This window comes from Pseudoalteromonas sp. MT33b (assembly GCF_014117385.1).
GTDB lineage: Bacteria > Pseudomonadota > Gammaproteobacteria > Enterobacterales > Alteromonadaceae > Pseudoalteromonas > Pseudoalteromonas lipolytica.
Map to the genome: position 1 here is coordinate 748,285 of NZ_CP059831.1, position 19,096 is coordinate 767,380.

The 19,096-nt window shown below is 41.5% G+C and carries 8 protein-coding genes; 5 read left to right on the forward strand and 3 right to left on the reverse strand.

What is annotated here, in order from left to right; translation table 11 throughout:
- Positions 1-664: 664 nt before the first annotated feature.
- From H3302_RS03550 to H3302_RS03560, 3 genes are all read left to right on the forward strand, one after another.
- Positions 665-6,532, forward strand: a complete 5,868-nt coding sequence (locus H3302_RS03550; RefSeq protein ID WP_182396145.1) for a S8 family serine peptidase — start codon at positions 665-667, stop codon at positions 6,530-6,532.
- 435 nt (positions 6,533-6,967) lie between these two features.
- On the forward strand, positions 6,968-12,838 hold the full coding sequence (locus H3302_RS19985; protein WP_182396146.1) for a S8 family serine peptidase: 5,871 nt from the start codon (positions 6,968-6,970) through the stop codon (positions 12,836-12,838).
- Positions 12,839-13,349: 511 nt separating this feature from the next.
- Positions 13,350-14,192 (forward strand): MipA/OmpV family protein, encoded by an 843-nt coding sequence (locus tag H3302_RS03560; RefSeq protein WP_182396147.1) that lies wholly within the window; start codon positions 13,350-13,352, stop codon positions 14,190-14,192.
- On the opposite strand, the gene H3302_RS03565 is transcribed toward H3302_RS03560, so the two are convergent.
- Genes H3302_RS03565 through H3302_RS03575 form a run of 3 tightly spaced genes read right to left on the reverse strand, consistent with a single transcriptional unit; the run spans position 14,176 to position 16,453 of the window.
- Positions 14,176-15,366 carry an ATP-binding protein gene (locus H3302_RS03565; RefSeq protein WP_036970642.1) on the reverse strand — a complete coding sequence of 397 codons (1,191 nt, stop codon included), beginning with the start codon at positions 15,364-15,366 and terminating at the stop codon, positions 14,176-14,178. The two genes, H3302_RS03560 and H3302_RS03565, sit on opposite strands and share 17 nt — an antisense overlap.
- Positions 15,363-16,052, reverse strand: coding sequence for a response regulator transcription factor (locus H3302_RS03570; protein ID WP_036970639.1), 690 nt, complete (start codon positions 16,050-16,052; stop codon positions 15,363-15,365). The genes H3302_RS03565 and H3302_RS03570 overlap by 4 nt, the downstream gene beginning before the upstream one ends.
- Positions 16,052-16,453 carry a DUF3019 domain-containing protein gene (locus tag H3302_RS03575; protein ID WP_036970636.1) on the reverse strand — a complete coding sequence of 134 codons (402 nt, stop codon included), beginning with the start codon at positions 16,451-16,453 and terminating at the stop codon, positions 16,052-16,054. The genes H3302_RS03570 and H3302_RS03575 overlap by 1 nt, the downstream gene beginning before the upstream one ends.
- A 536-nt stretch (positions 16,454-16,989) precedes the next feature.
- Here H3302_RS03575 and H3302_RS03580 point away from each other — a divergent pair.
- Both H3302_RS03580 and H3302_RS03585 read left to right on the forward strand, forming a co-directional pair.
- Positions 16,990-17,691, forward strand: coding sequence for a DUF3581 domain-containing protein (locus H3302_RS03580; protein WP_036970634.1), 702 nt, complete (start codon positions 16,990-16,992; stop codon positions 17,689-17,691).
- 93 nt (positions 17,692-17,784) lie between these two features.
- A complete protein-coding gene (locus H3302_RS03585; RefSeq protein ID WP_075593816.1) occupies positions 17,785-19,020 on the forward strand; it encodes a DEAD/DEAH box helicase in 1,236 nt (411 codons plus the stop codon).
- Positions 19,021-19,096 lie beyond the last annotated feature (76 nt).

Consider the following 19,096-nt stretch of genomic DNA (forward strand, 5'->3'; position numbering starts at 1 on the left):
ATCGCTGTTGGATTGTAACCGCTAGATTGCACTGAACGTTGCCCCAGGCAGCTAAGTTCTTCAACATCGCCAAAATAATATGCATCACTTTGAATAGCTTGTTCTTCACTTATAAATTCCTGTATTCGCTACTTTTCGAATTCATAAGTAAACAAATTAGGGGACTGTTAGTCTTAAACCTATGTTGCTGCAGGCAGATAAAGTTGAAAAAGTGGTGAGTAAAACGAGCAGTCGAGTGATGTTTTTCACTTTAACTTAGTTCTATTGTTCTATCGCTAAAAGCATGACTTTGTTGTTAAAAATTGAGGCGAATATTGAATCAATGCATCTATTTATGCACTTTGGTTAGTCTTAAATGGGGTTGAAAATGTAACTAAGCTTGAATCTTTGTTAACGGTGTCGATTTTTTTGCGTCTTAAATAAAAGTAGAAATTTTCACATTTAGAGAGTGGTCATCAAATTTCGATTAGCGTTATGGCTTGTTTTATAAGCTTAAATTTGATTTTGTCGTTATTTTGGTAATTTATTTGTTAAGGTTAAGTACAAAACGCTACAACTAAGTTGATTAATTTGTTTCATGGGTGTGATTGAATAACGGTTAAGTTTGGAAATGGATATTCATAAAACTTAAATAATTATTCAAATAACTATCCAGGAATTACTTATGCAAGTAAAAACACTCTCAATTGCTGTCGCTGCGGCTCTTTACAGTGCCAGCGCAGCCTATGCGACTGGTATTGAAGCTAATAACAACGCAAATAAATTACAAGCACCTAATATTACATTCGATGAAGTAAAAGCTCTTTCAAATAAAGTACATGACGCTAGTTCAGAAACAATGTTGCAAAACAATGGCTTGAACGTAAAAATAAATGCACAAACAAGAAAGTTCGTTGAAGAAGGCATCACAGGCGAAAGTATTTATATTGTAAAACTTCGTGACAATGCCGTTGCATTAGAAGCAAGAGATATTCAGTCTCCACTTGCTCGTAGCTTGCAACAACAAGGTGTAAGTAAGATTTTTGAACACGGTAAGCCGTCTTCTCCTGCTGTAATCGACTATCAAAATAAGTTATTAACTAAGCAGCAATCGGTAATGCAGAGCGTGGCTTCAGTAACAGGCCGTACAGAAATGCGTCGCCAGTTTACTAAAGCAATCAATGGTTTCTCAGTAAAAATGACAGAAGCCGAAGCGCGTAGAGTGTCAGAGCTAGGCTCTGTTTCATCTGTTATGCGTTCAAAGAATTATGACCTTTTATCTGATGAAGGCCCTCGTCATATTGGTGCAGACCAAGTGTGGAATGGTACGAGCGTACCAAGCGGTATCAAAGGCAAAGGTGAAGGGCAAATCGTTGGTATAATCGATACCGGTATCAACTCAGATCACCCGTCTTTTGCAGAAGTTGGCGGCGACGGTTATGTTCACACTAACCCGCTCGGCGATGGTAACTTCTTAGGTGACTGTGTTGACGATGCAGAGTTCATCCAATGTAATAATAAATTAATCGGTGTACGTTCTTATGACATGATCACCGATGTGTTCTCTGAAATTATCCCAGGCTGGCCTGCAATTGGTGAAGATTACCAAGGGCATGGCTCGCACGTTGCGTCAACAGCAGCGGGTAACGTAGTTAAAAACGTACCATTAGTCACTGTTGGTGCTGGTGACCAATCAGATGGCATGGTGATTAAAGAAGATCTCTTCCCAGAAATTTCGGGTGTGGCACCGCATGCAAATATTATTTCTTACCAAGTGTGTTACCCATCAAATGATATCGGTGCGAATGGCTGTCCGGGCGAAATATTACTAGCAGGTATCGAAGATGCGATTTCTGATGGTGTTGATGTTATTAACTTCTCAATTGGTGGTTCAGATTCAAACAGCTGGACAGACCCAGTACAACTTGCGTTTTTAGCAGCACGTGAAGCGGGTATTAACGTTGCGGCTGCGGCTGGTAACAGCGGCCAAGGGTGTGGTAGCGCAGAGTGTTTCGGCTATTTGGATAACTCATCACCTTGGCTTGCGCAAGTTGCAGCAACGACGCATGGCCGAAGTGTTTTGATTGAAACGCCGGTTGAATATGCAGGCTTTGCTGACGCATCAATGGGCTCTGAAGTGCCAAGCTGGTCAGAAATGGGTCTAACAGGTGGCTCACTTAACCAAACAGACATCACGGGTGTCGTTGTGTGGGCTAAAGACTATGCTGATGTGAATGGTGTTAAAGATGCGAATGGGTATTGTACTGCTGACTACCCAGCTGGCACGTTTGACTTTTACAAAGATGGCTCGCCAATTGTGGGTGCTGCAGAGGGTGAAACTAACGTAATCGTTATTTGTCAACGCCATGACCCTCAAGACCCTAATGCTAATGCACGTGGTGCAAAGTCTGATCATATCAAAGCAGGCGGAGCAGATGGTTTCATTATGTTTAACCGTAATAGAGACCAAGGGACAGTTGCTGAAGGCTACTCACTTCCAAGTGTTCACTTTACTTATGATCAGTGGAATGGTGTATACCCAAATGATGGTTTAGAGGATTGGGTTGATAGCTTCTCTGAAAAAGGCCACATGATCACCATTAAAGCAACCAATGTTGAGCGTATAGTTAATGCTGAAGATGCTGATTGGTTAGCGCCATTCTCTTCTCGTGGTCCGTCGTATCCAAACCGTGAAGTATTGGCTCCAGCCCTTGCAGCGCCAGGTGTTGACATTTATGCGGCTTACGCTGATGAACATCCATTTGTTGCCACACCATACGGCACTGATTACTCAAGTTCTAGTGGTACATCAATGGCATCACCGCACGTTGCAGGTGCAATGACATTGCTACGCCAGGTACACCCAGATTGGTCAGCAACTGAAATTCAATCAGCATTATCAATGACTGCTGATAACGTGGTTAAATATCATCGCTTGAACAATGAAAAAGATACCATCGGTGAAGCGTCAGTTTACCGTGCTGGTGCAGGTCGTATTAATGTTGCTAATGCAGCTAAAGCCGGTTTTGTCATGGATGAGTCTGCGGAAAACTTTATTGCAGCAAACCCTGACAGTGGCGGTACACCACATAAGTTGAACATGCCAAATCTTGTTAATTTCTCATGTAAGCCAGAGTGTCAGTGGGTGCGTACCATTACTGCCACCGAAGATGGTACATGGACAGTAAGCAACGAAGAAGTTGTGAACTGGAATTTCGACATGAATAAGCAAATTCCACAAAATGGTATCAACTTTGAAATTACCCCTAATAAGTTCTCTCTAAAAGCGGGTGAAACACAAACCATTATTGTTAAAGCATCAATCATGGAAACACAAGATTGGTCAAGTAACTCAGAAGTAGAGCTGCACAGCAACCTACTGTTTAAAGCAGAAGAAGAGAACATTCCTGATGCGCGTTGGCCTGTTGTATTCAAATATGATCGTGGCGATTTACCAGCAAACCTAACAACCGTTGCACACTCTGATAAAGGCAGCTACGTTGTACAAGGCGTTGAGTTACCAGTTGTTTCATCACCTGTTGCACAAGCATATATGCCAGTTGAAGCAACCATAGATACGTTTGAATTACCAAAAGATAAAGACAATTTCTTCCCGTGGGCTTCTAATCGTACGGTTGAAGTAGACCCCGCTGATATACTTGATGAGGCTACCTATTCTAAGTTCATCACTGTACCGGCTGATTCTAAACGCTTAGTCGTTGAAGTTGTGGGCGTAGAGTCTGAACTTGAAGGAAACTCTGACCGTGCTAACCCGCTTGTCTACATTGGTAAAGACTACAATGGTGATGGCGAAATTCAGATTGAAGATGAAATCTTGTGTGTCTCTGGTCACGTTGTATATAACAACTTCTGTAATATTAATAACCCAGAAGAAGGTGAATATTGGGCCGTTATTTATAACCCAGCGAAACAACGTAATCCTGACTTTATCGAAAAAATTCAAATTGCAACAGCCGTTGTTAGTAATGATGTAGCGGATACGCTTGACGTTACACTTCCTGCAAGTGATGGCGTAAACCCAGTTGATATGACAATCAATTGGGATATGAACATGAATGCAGGCGGTATTTACTACAGTGCAATCGACGCTGGCACATCAACCGTAAACCCAGATAACCTCGGGACTATTCCACTTCGCATTGAACGTGGTGTTGATGTTGTTGACGTAGCCGTAGGCACTGAAGCAGCTAAAGTCGGTGACTTAATTCCTGTTAGCTTTAATGTACTTGCGAATAACTCGGGTGCCGACCGTGAGTTCTCATTTGATATTGATGCGCCTGCAGGATTAAATTTCCACTCTGATCGCATTGAAATCTCAAGCACGTCAGATGTGGATGCTGAAGTTGTTGACGGTAAACTTGTTATCTCGGGTGTACAACCAGATACACGAGATGTTCAACCTGATTACCTTGTTACTAACAATGTAACAGATGAAATGTGTCGCCTTCCAAGTTTTGGTAATTCAAACCCAGGTGGTTATGTTAACTTATCTGATTTTGGTATTTTCCCAATGTTGTCGGGTTTCCAAGAAAATGGTCAAGCTAACTATGGTCGTGGTTGGATAATTCCAGTTAACACTTTATTCAATGGTGCATACGATAAAGTAAGCCTGTTTAATAATGGTGATGAAGTAAATATGTGGAATAACTTCATCCAAGTTAAAGGGATTGGTACGGTTGATACGCTAGGTGCGCGTTACCTTGTTCCAGCACATTTACGCTTCCCATATGAAAATGTTCCATACGAAAATATGGCACCACTTTGGCGTGGTTGGTCTATCACTGAATCATCTATCACCAAAGATGTTCTCTCTGTAGGTCTATCTGCATCTGAAGGTATCTCACTGGCTTCAACGGCAAATGGTTGGGCTATTATTGAGTGGGATAATGCATCTGACTACGGTAACGAGTTTGGCTTTAGAGGTCAGTACTCTTATGATCGTCGTGATAACTCATTCGATTTCCAATTAATTTTCAATGCTGAAACACGTTTTGGTAAGAATGAGCATGAAATCTACTATGCGTACGATAACATCGACTTTGGCAGTACAGGTACTCACGGTAGTATCGGTGTGCAAGGCTTTAAAGGCCAAGTATCAACATTTGGTCCATTAGGTGATTATTTAGGGGTTGATATTGCGTACGATAACATCGACGAAGTAGTAAAAGATGACTACATCGTGTGTATGGATTACGTTGGCCCTGAAATGTCTCAGTTCGAAGTAACGGCATGGGCTGAAGTACTCCCTTCTGCTGCAGGTCAAACATTGGCACTTAACACCATTGCAAATGTTGATGGCATCGAAGCAATCACTAAGCTTAATGAAATTACAGTACCAAGCAACATCACGGTTGTAGCGCTTGACGATATGGTAACCACAGAAGAAACAGCAATTAGCTTTGATGTTCACTATATTGATGAAACAAACTCGAAAAATGAAATTTCAGTTATTTCAGACAATGTAAGTTTTGAAGTTGATGGCGATACAGTCACCGTAACACCCAATGAGAATTTCTACGGTGAAACAGAAGTGACGGTGGTTGTTTCTGACATTGAGAACCCATCAGATGCTGCAAGCACGACGTTTATGTTGACAGTAACTGGCGTGAGCGATGCACCTGTTGCAAATGTAGCGAATACAGAGATGGTTATCACAGAAGGCGATACGGTCACACTAGATGCATCAGCGTCAATGGACCCAGATGGTGATGAGCTGAGCTATAGCTGGCAAGGTAACGGTGTTATTGCAGATGCAAGCGCAGCGTTAACAACCGTGTCAGGCTTAACTGCGGGTGACCATGTATTTACAGTGACAGTATCAGATGGTGAACTTGAAACATCAGCAACTGTGAATGTGAAAGTAGTTACTGTTGCAGAGCGCTTAGCAATTGATGCTATTTCTAACCAATCAGTTGATGAAGATAACAGCACAGAGATTGCGGTTAACTTTGACAACCAGTTAGGTAAAGAAACCGTTATTACAGCAATGGCTGACAATGCTGAAGTTGAGGTAATGGGTCATGAAACGGGTTCAATGCTAAAACTGACACCAGCAGCAAACTTCAATGGTGAAATTGAAGTAACAGTAATGGTTGCTTATACAGATGAGCCTTCGGCGGTAGCGCAAACAACCTTTACACTGACAGTAAACGCAGTGAATGATGCGCCTGTTGTAGAGCTTGCAGAGACTCATTTATATGTACGTGAAGGTCAAGTACCGACACTTAGCGCAACGGCATCAGACCTTGATGGTGATGAGTTAACGTATGAGTGGACGGGTCCAGGTACGATAGAGTCAGCAAACAGTGCGAGCACGAAAGTGTCAGGTCTCGTTGCGGGTGACTATGTTTATACTGTGACAGTAAGTGATGGTACAACAACGGTTGAACAAAGCTTACAGTTATCAGTAACAGAAGCTCCCGAGGTTGATGACTCAGATGACGATGAGGATTCAAGCGGCTCACTTGCGTGGCTAACACTTCTAATGGCAGGTTTTGCAGGCTTAAGACGCCGTAAAGCAAAGCGCAGCTAATCACTCCCTAAGTGTGTTATGTGACAAAGGGCCTTCGGGCCCTTTTTTCGTTTTTAGGATTCCTCATACCAATTCGCAGTAATGCTCACTCATTTTGAGGGGAGGAAGCAGAGCGTTAAAAACGTCTTATGAGTGGCTGCAACGATACAGGAATTATCACGGCTATATTATTGATAAAAAGTAAATAATTAAAGTGGTTTTGCCGCTGCCTATGAGTGTACTTACCCTTAAATAGTGTGCTTCTATTTATTAATTGCAAATAAAAATACGATTATAGGAGTTTCAAGTATCTTAAATGTTAATTATGTGTACAAAACGCTACACGAATGTAGGTAATTTTTTAATTCTCTGTGGTTATATTATAAGCGCGAGCGGTGGAATGGATATCCACCCAGCTTGAATAATTATACTAATTAACTATCCAGGGGATACTTTATGCAAGTGAAAACTCTCTCGATTGCTGTTGCCGCAGCTATCTATAGTGCCAGCGCTGCTCATGCAGTCGGTGTTGATAGTCAGCTTAAAACACAAAATCAATTAAAAGCACCTAATATTACATTTGAAGAAATCAAAGCATTTAGCAAAGAGTACAATCAAGGCGACTCAACTAGCATGATGCAGAATGATGGTCTAAATGTGCAATTGAGTGGACAAAATAAAAAGTTTACTGAAGAAGGCCTAGACGGTGAGCATATTTATATTGTTCGCTTAAGAGATAACTCTGTTGCACTTGAAGCGCGTGAGTTCGATTCGCCTTTAGCGAAAACAATGCAAACTCAAGGTGTGACAAAGGTTTTCGAAAAAGGTCAGCCGTCGATTTCTGCCGTGACCGAGTACCAAAATAAGCTACTTATAAAACAACGCACTGTTATGCAAAGCGTAACAGCTGTAACAGGCCGTACAGAAATGCGTCGTCAGTTCACTAAAGCATTGAATGGTTTCTCTGTAAAAATGACTGAACGTGAAGCAAGGAGTGTTGCTGAACTAGGAGCGGTCGCTTCTGTGATGCGTTCAAAAAATTACGATCTTTTATCTGATGAAGGCCCTCGTCATATTGGTGCAGACCAAGTGTGGGATGGCACAAGTGTTCCCAGCGGTATTAAAGGCAAAGGTGAAGGCCAAATTGTCGGCATTATCGATACGGGTATTAACTCTGATCACCCATCATTTGCTGCAGTAGGTGATGATGGTTATGAGCACATTAATCCATTTGGTAGCGGTAATTATGTGGGTGACTGTGTTGAAGAACCTGAAGAAATCCAATGTAATAGTAAGTTAATTGGTGTGCGTTCTTATGATGTGATCACTGATGCATTTGATGCCATGATCCCAGGTTGGCCTGCAATTGGTGAGGATTATCAAGGTCACGGTTCACACGTTGCATCAACTGCAGCGGGTAACGTCGTTAAAAATGTGCCTTATATGTTACCGAGTTTTGGTGAAAATACAGATGGTAATATCCTTGCAGAAGATTTATTCCCTGAGATTTCAGGTGTTGCACCCCATGCGAATATTATTGCTTATCAAGTCTGTTACCCGTCAAGTGACGAATACAGAGGGTGTCCGGGCGAAGCGCTTGTTGCGGGTATTGAAGACGCGATTTCTGATGGTGTTGATGTAATCAACTTTTCAATCGGTGGTGCAGATTCGAACGTGTGGGCTGACCCTGTGCAACTTGCATTTTTAGCCGCGCGTGAAGCGGGCATTAACGTTGCAGCAGCGGCTGGTAATAGCGGACAAGGGTGTGGCAGCGCAGAGTGTTTTGGTTATTTAGATAACTCATCGCCTTGGCTGGCGCAAGTTGCAGCGACTACACACGGCCGTAGTGTTGCTGTTGAAACCGCCGTTGAGTTCGCTGGTTTTGCAGATGCCTCACTTGGTTCTGAGGTTCCTAGCTGGTCAGAAACGGGTCTAGTAGGGGGCGCAATCAACAGTGAGGAAATCACCGGGGTTGTTGTTTGGGCTAAAGACTATGAAGATGTTAATGGTTTCAAAGATTACAACGGTTATTGTACAGCTGATTACCCTGAAAATACCTTTAACTTCTATAAGGATGGCACGGAGATAGCGGGTGCGGCTGATGGAACGACTAACGTTATTGTTATTTGTCAGCGTCACTTAGCAGCTGATCCTGCTGCGAATGCACGTACAGCAAAAGTTGATCACGTGAAAGCCGGTGGAGCGGATGGTTTCATCATGTACAACCGTGATGGTGCTCAAGGTACTGTTGCAGAAAGTTATTCTTTACCAGGTGTACACTTTACGTATGATCAATGGAATGGTGTTGATGGTAATGATGGCCTAGAAGACTGGGTCGATAGTTATTCAGAAATGGGCCATATGATCACTATTAAACCAACGGTGATTGAGCGTCGAGTTAACGCTGAAGATGCTGATTGGTTAGCAACGTTCTCATCGCGTGGTCCTTCATTCTCTAATATAGAAGTGCTCGCACCGACACTTGCTGCTCCGGGTGTTGATATCTATGCTGCTTATTCTGATGAGCATCCGTTTGTAACACCACATGGCCAAGATTATGCGGCAATTAGTGGTACTTCAATGGCATCTCCACATGTTGCGGGTTCAATGGCGTTACTTCGTCAAATTCACCCAGATTGGACTGCAGCTGAAGTTCAGTCAGCATTATCAATGACGGCTGAAAATGTGGTTAAATATCACCGCTTAAATAATAAAAATGATGTAGTTGCTGATGCGAAGACTTATCGTTCAGGTGCGGGTCGCATAAATGTTGCGCTAGCAGCAAAAGCGGGCTTTGTCATGGATGAGTCAGCAGATAACTTCTTAGCAGCAGATCCATTCAATGGCGGTACACCGCATAAACTTAACTTGCCTAATTTAGTTAACTTCTCATGTGCACCAGAGTGTCAATGGGTACGAACTATTAAAGCGACAGAAGACGGTACTTGGACCGTTAGTCATGAGGATGTTGAAAACTGGAGTTATGATGTTAATTCACAATCCGCTCAAAATGGTGTGAATATTGATATCTTCCCGAAAACTTTCTCATTGAAAAAAGGTGAGACACAAACCATTATCGTTAAAGCGTCGATTATGGATACGCAAGATTGGTTTAGTAACTCTGAAGTTGAGCTACACACGAACCTAGTATTCCAAGCTGAGGAAGCGGGTATTCCAGATGCGCATTGGCCTGTAGCGTTTAAATATGATCGCGGTAACTTACCTTCAATGCTATCGACAACTGCGCATTCTGACGAAGGAACGTATGTTGCTAAAGGCATTATGTTACCAAACATCGAAGCACCTGTAGCACGTGTCTATGAACCAGTGAAAGCAGAAATTACTTCTGTAACACTGCCAAAAGATGACGATACGACTTTCCCTTGGACAATGAATCGTAAAGATGATGTAGCTGTTGAAGATATCTTAGATGAAGCAACATTCACTAAGTTTGTAACCGTACCCGCTAATTCTAAACGTTTTATTGCGGAAACTGTCAGTGTTGAATCGGAACTTGATGATTCACTGAAAAAAGGTAATCCAATCGTTTATGTAGGTAAAGACTACAATGGTGATGGTATTGTTCAGCCTCAAGATGAGATTTTATGCGTATCTAACCATCGAATCTACAACAACTTCTGTAATATTAATAACCCTGAAGAAGGTGAATATTGGGTTGTTTTATATAGCAGTAATAAAACCTCTGTAGGTCCAGTTGAAGAAACCTTTGAACTGGCAACGGCTGTTGTATCAGAGCAAGTTGCAACGGGGATGACTGCACGCCTTCCTGCGAGTGATGGTTTAAACAAAGTTGACATGACTGTTGATTGGAACATGGAATTTGATGCTAATAGTGTTTACTACTCATTATTGGATGTGGGCACATCAGCAGTTAATCCTGGTAACTTAGGTTCTATTCCATTCAAGATTAATCGTGGTAAAGATGTTGCGCACCTAGATGCGCCGAATACAGGTGCTAAAGTCGGTGACTTCGTTCCTTATACTTTTGAAGTATTGGCAAATAACTCAGGTGTTGACCGTGAATTTACTCTTGAACTAGCGATTCCAGAAGGTCTGGATGTTAAAGCTGAAAATGTTGCAATATCAACAACATCAGAAATCAATGTTGAAGTTGTTGATGGCAAGGTTGTTGTAACAGGAATGCAGGCTGATACGCGCGATGTTGAGCCAGACTACATTGTTACCGATAACATTACTGATGAGATGTGTCGTACACCTGACTTTGGTAATGCAAACCCAGGTGGTTATGTAGATTTATCACAGTTTGGAATTATGCCGTTGCTATCAGGTTTTGATGATAAAAACCTATATAACTATCGTGATGGCTATACCTTACCTATCGCAAGTTTTTACAATGGTGCGTACGATAACTTCAGTTTGTATAATAACACTGAAAATACAAACATTCAGAACCAGGTTATCCAAATTCGCGGCATGGGTACGGTGAATACAAGCGGTAGTCGCTTCTTCTACCCAGTTCACAATCCGTTCCCATATCACTCATTCCCATTTGAGAACATGGGTCCATTATGGCGTGGTTGGGAATTCTCTGAACAAGGCTTACTACGCTCTGTAATGTCTGTTGGCTTATCGTCAAACGAGGGTATTTCACTTGCAAGTACTGCAACGGGATGGGGGATTGTTGAGTGGGATAATGCATCTGATTATGACGATCCTGTTTATGACCGTTCAACAGGTACATACAGTTATACAAAACGTGATAACTCATTCGACTTCCAAGTGCTATTCAATGCAAATACGCGTTTTGGTAAAGGTGAACACGAAATTTACTATGCATACGATAATCTTGACTTTGGTACGACCCGTCCGCACGGCAGTATTGGTCTTCAAGGTTTCCGTGGCGAAGTATATGAATACGGTCCACTTGATAAATATCGCGGCGTTCAAGTTGCTTATAACAATCTAGATGAAGTTATTAGTGACGACTATGTTGTGTGTATGGATTACGTTGGCCCAGAATCATCACAGTTCGAAGTAACGGCATGGGCAGAAGTATTGCCATCAGCGGCAGGTCAAATGCTAAATATTGATGCGAAAGCAGCTATCTCTGGCCTAAATGACATGACAACGACTGCGACACTCAGTGTACCAAGCAACATCACGGTTGTAGCGCTTGACGATATGGTAACCACAGAAGAAACAGCAATTAGCTTTGATGTTCACTATATTGATGAAACAAACTCGAAAAATGAAATTTCAGTTATTTCAGACAATGTAAGTTTTGAAGTTGATGGCGATACAGTCACCGTAACACCCAATGAGAATTTCTACGGTGAAACAGAAGTGACGGTGGTTGTTTCTGACATTGAGAACCCATCAGATGCTGCAAGCACGACGTTTATGTTGACAGTAACTGGCGTGAGCGATGCACCTGTTGCAAATGTAGCGAATACAGAGATGGTTATCACAGAAGGCGATACGGTCACACTAGATGCATCAGCGTCAATGGACCCAGATGGTGATGAGCTGAGCTATAGCTGGCAAGGTAACGGTGTTATTGCAGATGCAAGCGCAGCGTTAACAACCGTGTCAGGCTTAACTGCGGGTGACCATGTATTTACAGTGACAGTATCAGATGGTGAACTTGAAACATCAGCAACTGTGAATGTGAAAGTAGTTACTGTTGCAGAGCGCTTAGCAATTGATGCTATTTCTAACCAATCAGTTGATGAAGATAACAGCACAGAGATTGCGGTTAACTTTGACAACCAGTTAGGTAAAGAAACCGTTATTACAGCAATGGCTGACAATGCTGAAGTTGAGGTAATGGGTCATGAAACGGGTTCAATGCTAAAACTGACACCAGCAGCAAACTTCAATGGTGAAATTGAAGTAACAGTAATGGTTGCTTATACAGATGAGCCTTCGGCGGTAGCGCAAACAACCTTTACACTGACAGTAAACGCAGTGAATGATGCGCCTGTTGTAGAGCTTGCAGAGACTCATTTATATGTACGTGAAGGTCAAGTACCGACACTTAGCGCAACGGCATCAGACCTTGATGGTGATGAGTTAACGTATGAGTGGACGGGTCCAGGTACGATAGAGTCAGCAAACAGTGCGAGCACGAAAGTGTCAGGTCTCGTTGCGGGTGACTATGTTTATACTGTGACAGTAAGTGATGGTACAACAACGGTTGAACAAAGCTTACAGTTATCAGTAACAGAAGCTCCCGAGGTTGATGACTCAGATGACGATGAGGATTCAAGCGGCTCACTTGCGTGGCTAACACTTCTAATGGCAGGTTTTGCAGGCTTAAGACGCCGTAAAGCAAAACGCAGCTAATCACTCCCTAAGTGTGTTATGTGACAAAGGGCCTTCGGGCCCTTTTTTCGTTTGTGTAATCTGCTCAACATAAAAGGATGTGGCCTATATGTCATGTTTACTTCGCTTTTTAGTCAGGCTGTTTTATTAACGTTTGCAGTTAATTAAAAATGGGGGCAAAAGCCAGATTGTAAAAAGGGGGGATAGGGAAGGTGAGTGTTTATGTTACTCTTTTATAAGGGAAAATAAGTCATCTTAGAAAGATGGGTTTTTACCTTATAGCTAAAAGTAATAAAGCGATTGAAAATCCTCTGTAGCAAAATGTACAGAGTATTTCATATTTTTTTCAGTGTGTTAGTTTGAAGTAAGCGAGGGATTAGCCCCGCATTAACATAGTTGTTGAGTGAAAAAATTATACAAAAATGTGTGCAAACGCTATGATCGCACCCAGAAGGGTGGAAACCTGTGGGTTATTAATCGTGTTTAGGCATCATTATAATCATTAATAATGCTATTAAGGTGAATTAAGTTGATGAAAAAATTGCTTGGCTTACTGTGTTGTTTAACGACGTCTACCGCTTATGCGCAGGGAGATGTAAAACAACCACAGTTGATAAAAAAGTCGACAATTCATGCCAGTATTACACTAGGATACGGTGGTATAGAGAACCCTGTTCTTGGTGCGGATAACGTCACGTCTCCTGTTTTACCAAGCGTGGCTTATTATGGTGATGATTGGTACTTCGACGACTTTTCGCTTGGTTACAGCTTAATCGAAACCCCAGATTACTATGTCGATTTACTCGGCCGCTTTAACGATGATGGTTTCTTTTTTGAGTTGGATGGTATCGATAAACTGTATGCCACGGGTGTCATTAGAACAGGCACTGATAGACCAACAAGACCCTCAGCTTCACCAATAAACCTGACCCCCATTGAACGCGATTTATCGTATATGGCAGGGGTAGCCTCAGCGGTAAACGTGTACGACTCTGTGTGGTTAAGTGCTGCATATTTTCACGATGTAACGCATGTACATGACGGTTATGAATTACTTTTGACTGGCTCTCGTGAATTTAAATTGTTTTCGGGTATCGCGGGTATAGAGGCCGGCGCGACCTATAAGAATGAAGAATTAATCGATTATTACTATACCGTTTTACCATCAGAAAGTGTGGTTCGCTTACCTAAATATGATTTAGAGAGTGCGGTTAATTATCACTTAAAAGTGAGTTACGTATACCCACTGAGTGACAGTTTTAGTATCGACTTTAAGCTCAAACACACGTGGCTTGATAGCCATTTGGCACGTTCACACATGATCGAAAAAAATGGTTACTTTTCGGGTTTTGCTGGAATTACTTACCACTTTTAGGCCAGCGTATTGCAATTTCAGCCCCACCGGTGTCTGTGTTGTTTGCAAGTGTTATGACCCCACCATGCCAGCTGGCAATGCGATGCACAATGTAGAGCCCTAACCCATAGCCGCTTGCGAGTTTATCCCCTTCACCTTGTTTAAAAGGCTCTATGAGTGCGTCAGCATTTATAGGCAGTCCGGGCCCGTCATCAGTCACACTAATGGTATAAAAATCACTTTCTTCCGCGCTGTGTATTAAAATGGTGTGTTTTGCGTACTTAGTGGCATTAATCAGCAAGTTTTGAACGGCAATGGCCATAAAACTTGCTTCGCAATAGGCATTTACTACGTCTAATTTAACGCTAAACTTAAGCTCTTTGTAGAGTTCAAATTTGTGGATCTCAGTCTCAATCAACCTTGTCAGGTTGGTTTTCTCTTGATTAAAGACACTTTGTTGATGCTCTAATCGTGCAAATGACAAATATTGTTCAAGGCGTAATTCAATTTCATCTATATCGCGTTCTATTTGAATACTTTCTTCTGTTTCACATTCAGAAATCGACAGTGCAAAGCGCATTCGCGAGAGTGGGGTACGAATCTCATGGGAAATAATGCGTGATAAATCATTATGAAGTTGTACAAACTGTGTGATGCGATCAGACATATGAGTAAAGGTATTTGCTAAAGGCGCAATGGAGGAGTTTGGTTTGATATCCAGCTCTATGCGTTGCGGCTTTTTACTGAAACGGTATGCGGCACGTTGCAATAACCCTAAATCACGAAATACAGGGCGAATAAAGGCTAAGATCATGGCTGCAAGCAAAATGTAAAATGCAAAAAAAGCGAGCCAGTCATTTTTACTTTGTGAAATAAGCGTAATAGGGCCGACTCTTTGTATTGCGCCATTATCGCTCTTCAAATAAACAAATTGTTGGCCGTTTTCATTGACACTGATAATGCCATCTCTGTCGAATGATGCCTGTAAAGAGTCAGGTAAAATTAACTCATTTTGATTAAATGCGTTAATACGCGTGTCTTTATGTTGAGCGATGAGTGCTAATTCATCCACACTGAGTTGAATACTAGGGGTTTGCTCTAAGAAAAACTGATTATAGAGTTGGCCAAATGCAAGCACTAAGGCAATTAAACTTACGGTGATGATTAAATAAAGTTTAAAAAACTGCTGCTTCATATTTCTGAAATATCCAAGCTGTATCCTTTACCTCGCACAGACTTGATATCTAAAGATTCTTTATGATCTTTAATGGTTTCTTTTAGTTTTTTCCTGAGTCGACTGATTTTTAAATCGATAGCACGGTCAAGTCCGTCGTACTCACGACCGATAATATGTTTGAACAAGACTTCACGTGAAACGGGTTGTGGTGAGTTTTTGGCAAGGTAGGCAATAATTTCAAATTCACTGTCGTTCAGGTTAAGCGCTGTGTTATGGAAAAAGATATCTCTTTTTTTATTATCGATGCGCAAAATATCGTTTTGCTTAGAAAAGTTATCTTGGCCAACAGAGTGGGTAATAATGGTTTTAATTTTGGCCAGTAGTAATTCAGGCTTGATTGGTTTTAAAAGATAGTCATAGGCGCCCAAATCTAACCCTTTAATTTGTGATTGCACTGAATCTAAGGCGGTTAAAAAGATCACCGGACAGCTGAACTTTTCTTTCAGCTGCGAAATTAGTTCAAAACCATTACCATCTGGGAGCATTATGTCGCAGATAATAAGTGATGGAATAAAGGTAATTTCGCTTTGGCGATATGCCTTTGCAGTATTAAAAACATCAATTGTGTAGCCATGCTTCAATAAATACGTTTGAATTAAGCTAGCTAGCTTTACATCATCTTCAATTAAAAAAATATGGTGCATTATAAACTCCAGCCAAAACGCCGTTTAATACGATAATCTTTAGCTTCATAGTTTGCTATTGAAAGTAATTGTTGTTGAACAACTTCATTGTTTATCGGATTTATTAGTTTAACAGTCAGCGGGTGCTCGGTTTTTATTATAAATTTTTCAATAATTAAGCCGTTTTGTGTATAGCACTGTGTGTACTGTGGGCGTTGTGTTACCTCTAAGCAAAGTTCTTTAAATGGGGCTAACCTAAAGTGAACTTGAATATTAAATTCACATACTTTTTGTTTTGTATCTGTTACACACACAATGGGTGATACTTTAAAAAAAGGCTGGTCTGTACTTTCATCGGCCAGCAAATTTGCTGAAAAGCACAAACATAAAAACAGTAATGACCAGCTTAATCGGTTTATCATTTAACCAAGCCCCTGTTTTCTAAAAGTCTTTTTTTCAAAGTAATATTAACCATTGAACGTTGGTGTAACGTACCTATCTCAATATGAGAGCTCATTTTTATGCCGCTTATTATAATTATGATTATGCAGCCTATGAGTGGCAATTACACGATAAAAAACGTGTTCATCATACCTTATTTACCGTTCCCGCCACAAATAGCACTAAGAACTGCCAGCGCTTTCAGACCTATTTGTGTTATTGTCGCCACTTCTAAGTTAGCGCCTTGTTTTAAAATAGAATCTGAATTTATATTTAGTTAAAATTAATAACTTTTCATTACGCTCTGGCGCTGCTTTAGTGTTCACTATTGTTGTTCATTTGTTAACTGTTGCGTACAAATTGATACAAAGTTCATTTTAGATATAAAAACCAACATTTTAGTAATTGTAGCTAAACTCTCGCTGAGCGTGTGACATATATTTAACAGATTCGACCTCTCCTATAAATTTTTCTGGTAGTATAGGCAGGTTATAAGCAGTTTAAGCAGTGAACAATTATGTTAAGTCCATTTTATCAGCAACATGCTGATTACGTCTCTATTACTCGTGAGCAAGGCTGTCGTTTTGCTAAGTCCGTGGCAGATGACTTTAATCCGTTACACGACAAAGATGCCAAAAAGTTTTGTGTACCTGGCGATTTACTTTTTTCGCTTGTACTCAGCCGTTACGGGATCAGCGAAAAGATGGAATTCACTTTTGCTGGTATGGTTGATGAGACATCAAAGCTCTCTTTTCCAGAAGGCGCCGATGAATTTGATATCACTGATGGCGATAAAGTAATGCTTAAAGTGAAACGTGAGGGTGCGGTCAGTCAATGTCCAGATTTGATCAATAGCTTAATTAAAAACTACGTTGAGTTTTCTGGTACCACTTTCCCGCATGTGATCATTCCATTAATGGGTAAGCAAGATGTAATGATCAATCCAGCACGACCTATGGTTATCTATGAGTCAATGCTCATTAATTTAGACCGACTTGATATTACGTCACCAGCGCTGCAATTCGCGGAGCCTGATTTCACTTATACAGGTAAGCGAGGAAAAATCACCTTACGTTTCGATTTATTAGAAAAAGGTGAAAAAGTCGGGTCAGGCGAAAAGCACATGGTGGTGTCAGGTATTCGTGAATACTGCCAAGCAACCGTGGATGATCTGATTGCGTTTTATAATCAACGCAAAGAAACACTTAAACCTGCATAACGGCAACGCTTGTAAGAAAAGGCGCTAAGGCGCCTTTTTTGTTTTTAGTGTTGCGCGTACAATAGACGTTTTACAGTAATTGTGCACCCTATCATGTCAGTAACCAGCTTTTCAGAGTTAAACCTTGCGCCTGAACTCCTTTCAGCATTGCAAGCAGAGAATTATCACACCCCAACGGCTATTCAAAGCCAAACTATCCCGCTTATTTTAGCCGGGGTTGATGTTATGGGAAGTGCACAAACAGGCACGGGTAAAACAGCTGCCTTTGTTTTACCATTGCTTAATAACTTATTGCGTGAAGAGCCGCTGCCCGAGGCTGTAAAAGTTTTAATCCTGACACCAACGCGAGAGCTTGCACAGCAAGTATTTGCCAGTGTTGAGCGTTATGCAGCTAATACACCTATTAAAGCTGCGCTTGCTTATGGCGGCGCCAGTATTGGCCCACAAATTAAAGCCATTAAAGGTGCGCAAGTTGTGGTGGCTACACCGGGACGATTACTTGATCATGTGATCAAAGGGAGCATTAAATTATCTGCCATTAGTGCCCTTGTTTTTGATGAAGCAGATCGTATGCTTGATATGGGGTTCATTGATGAAATAAAGCGTATTCTTCGTCATGTTCCAAAACAGCGCCAAACCTTACTCTTTTCAGCCACATTTGATGACAGCATTTTTGAGCTAAGTAAACAGTTGTTGAATGATCCTAAGTTAGTTGAGGTTGATAAACGCAATTCGGCTGCTGTTGAAGTTGAGCAGATTGTGTATGCGGTTGATGAGGATCGTAAACGCGAACTCGTTTCACATATGATCGGCATGAAAAATTGGCAACAAGTACTTATATTCACCCGCACTAAACAAACGGCCGATAGTCTGGCAAAAGAAATGTGTAAGGACGGCTTAAAAACGGAGTCTATTCACGGCGATAAAAGCCAGGGGGCGCGAGACAAAGCGCTGCAAAATTTTAAGACGGGTGTCACTCGAGTACTTGTCGCTACAGATGTTGCGGCGCGTGGCCTTGATATCGCCTCATTAAAGTATGTGATTAACTACGAACTACCCTATGTTGCAGAGGACTATGTTCACCGTATAGGGCGGACAGGACGAGCGGGTGAAACAGGGTTGGCCATGTCATTGGTGAGTATTGATGAGCAATGGTTACTGGATGAAATTGATGTTTTATTAGATACACGCTTAACACCACAATGGCTGCCAGGGTACGAGCCTGATTTAACAAAAGAGCCAAAACAAGTCCGAAAAAACACGAATAAGGCACGACGCTCTCGTGACAAAAAACGTATATTAGGGCAAAAAAATCCTAGGCGCCGATAGATTAAGCTGTATCAGTGCTAATTTAAGGGAGCCTAAATTAGCACTAATCAACACGCTAATAGCATAAAGTCGTGTG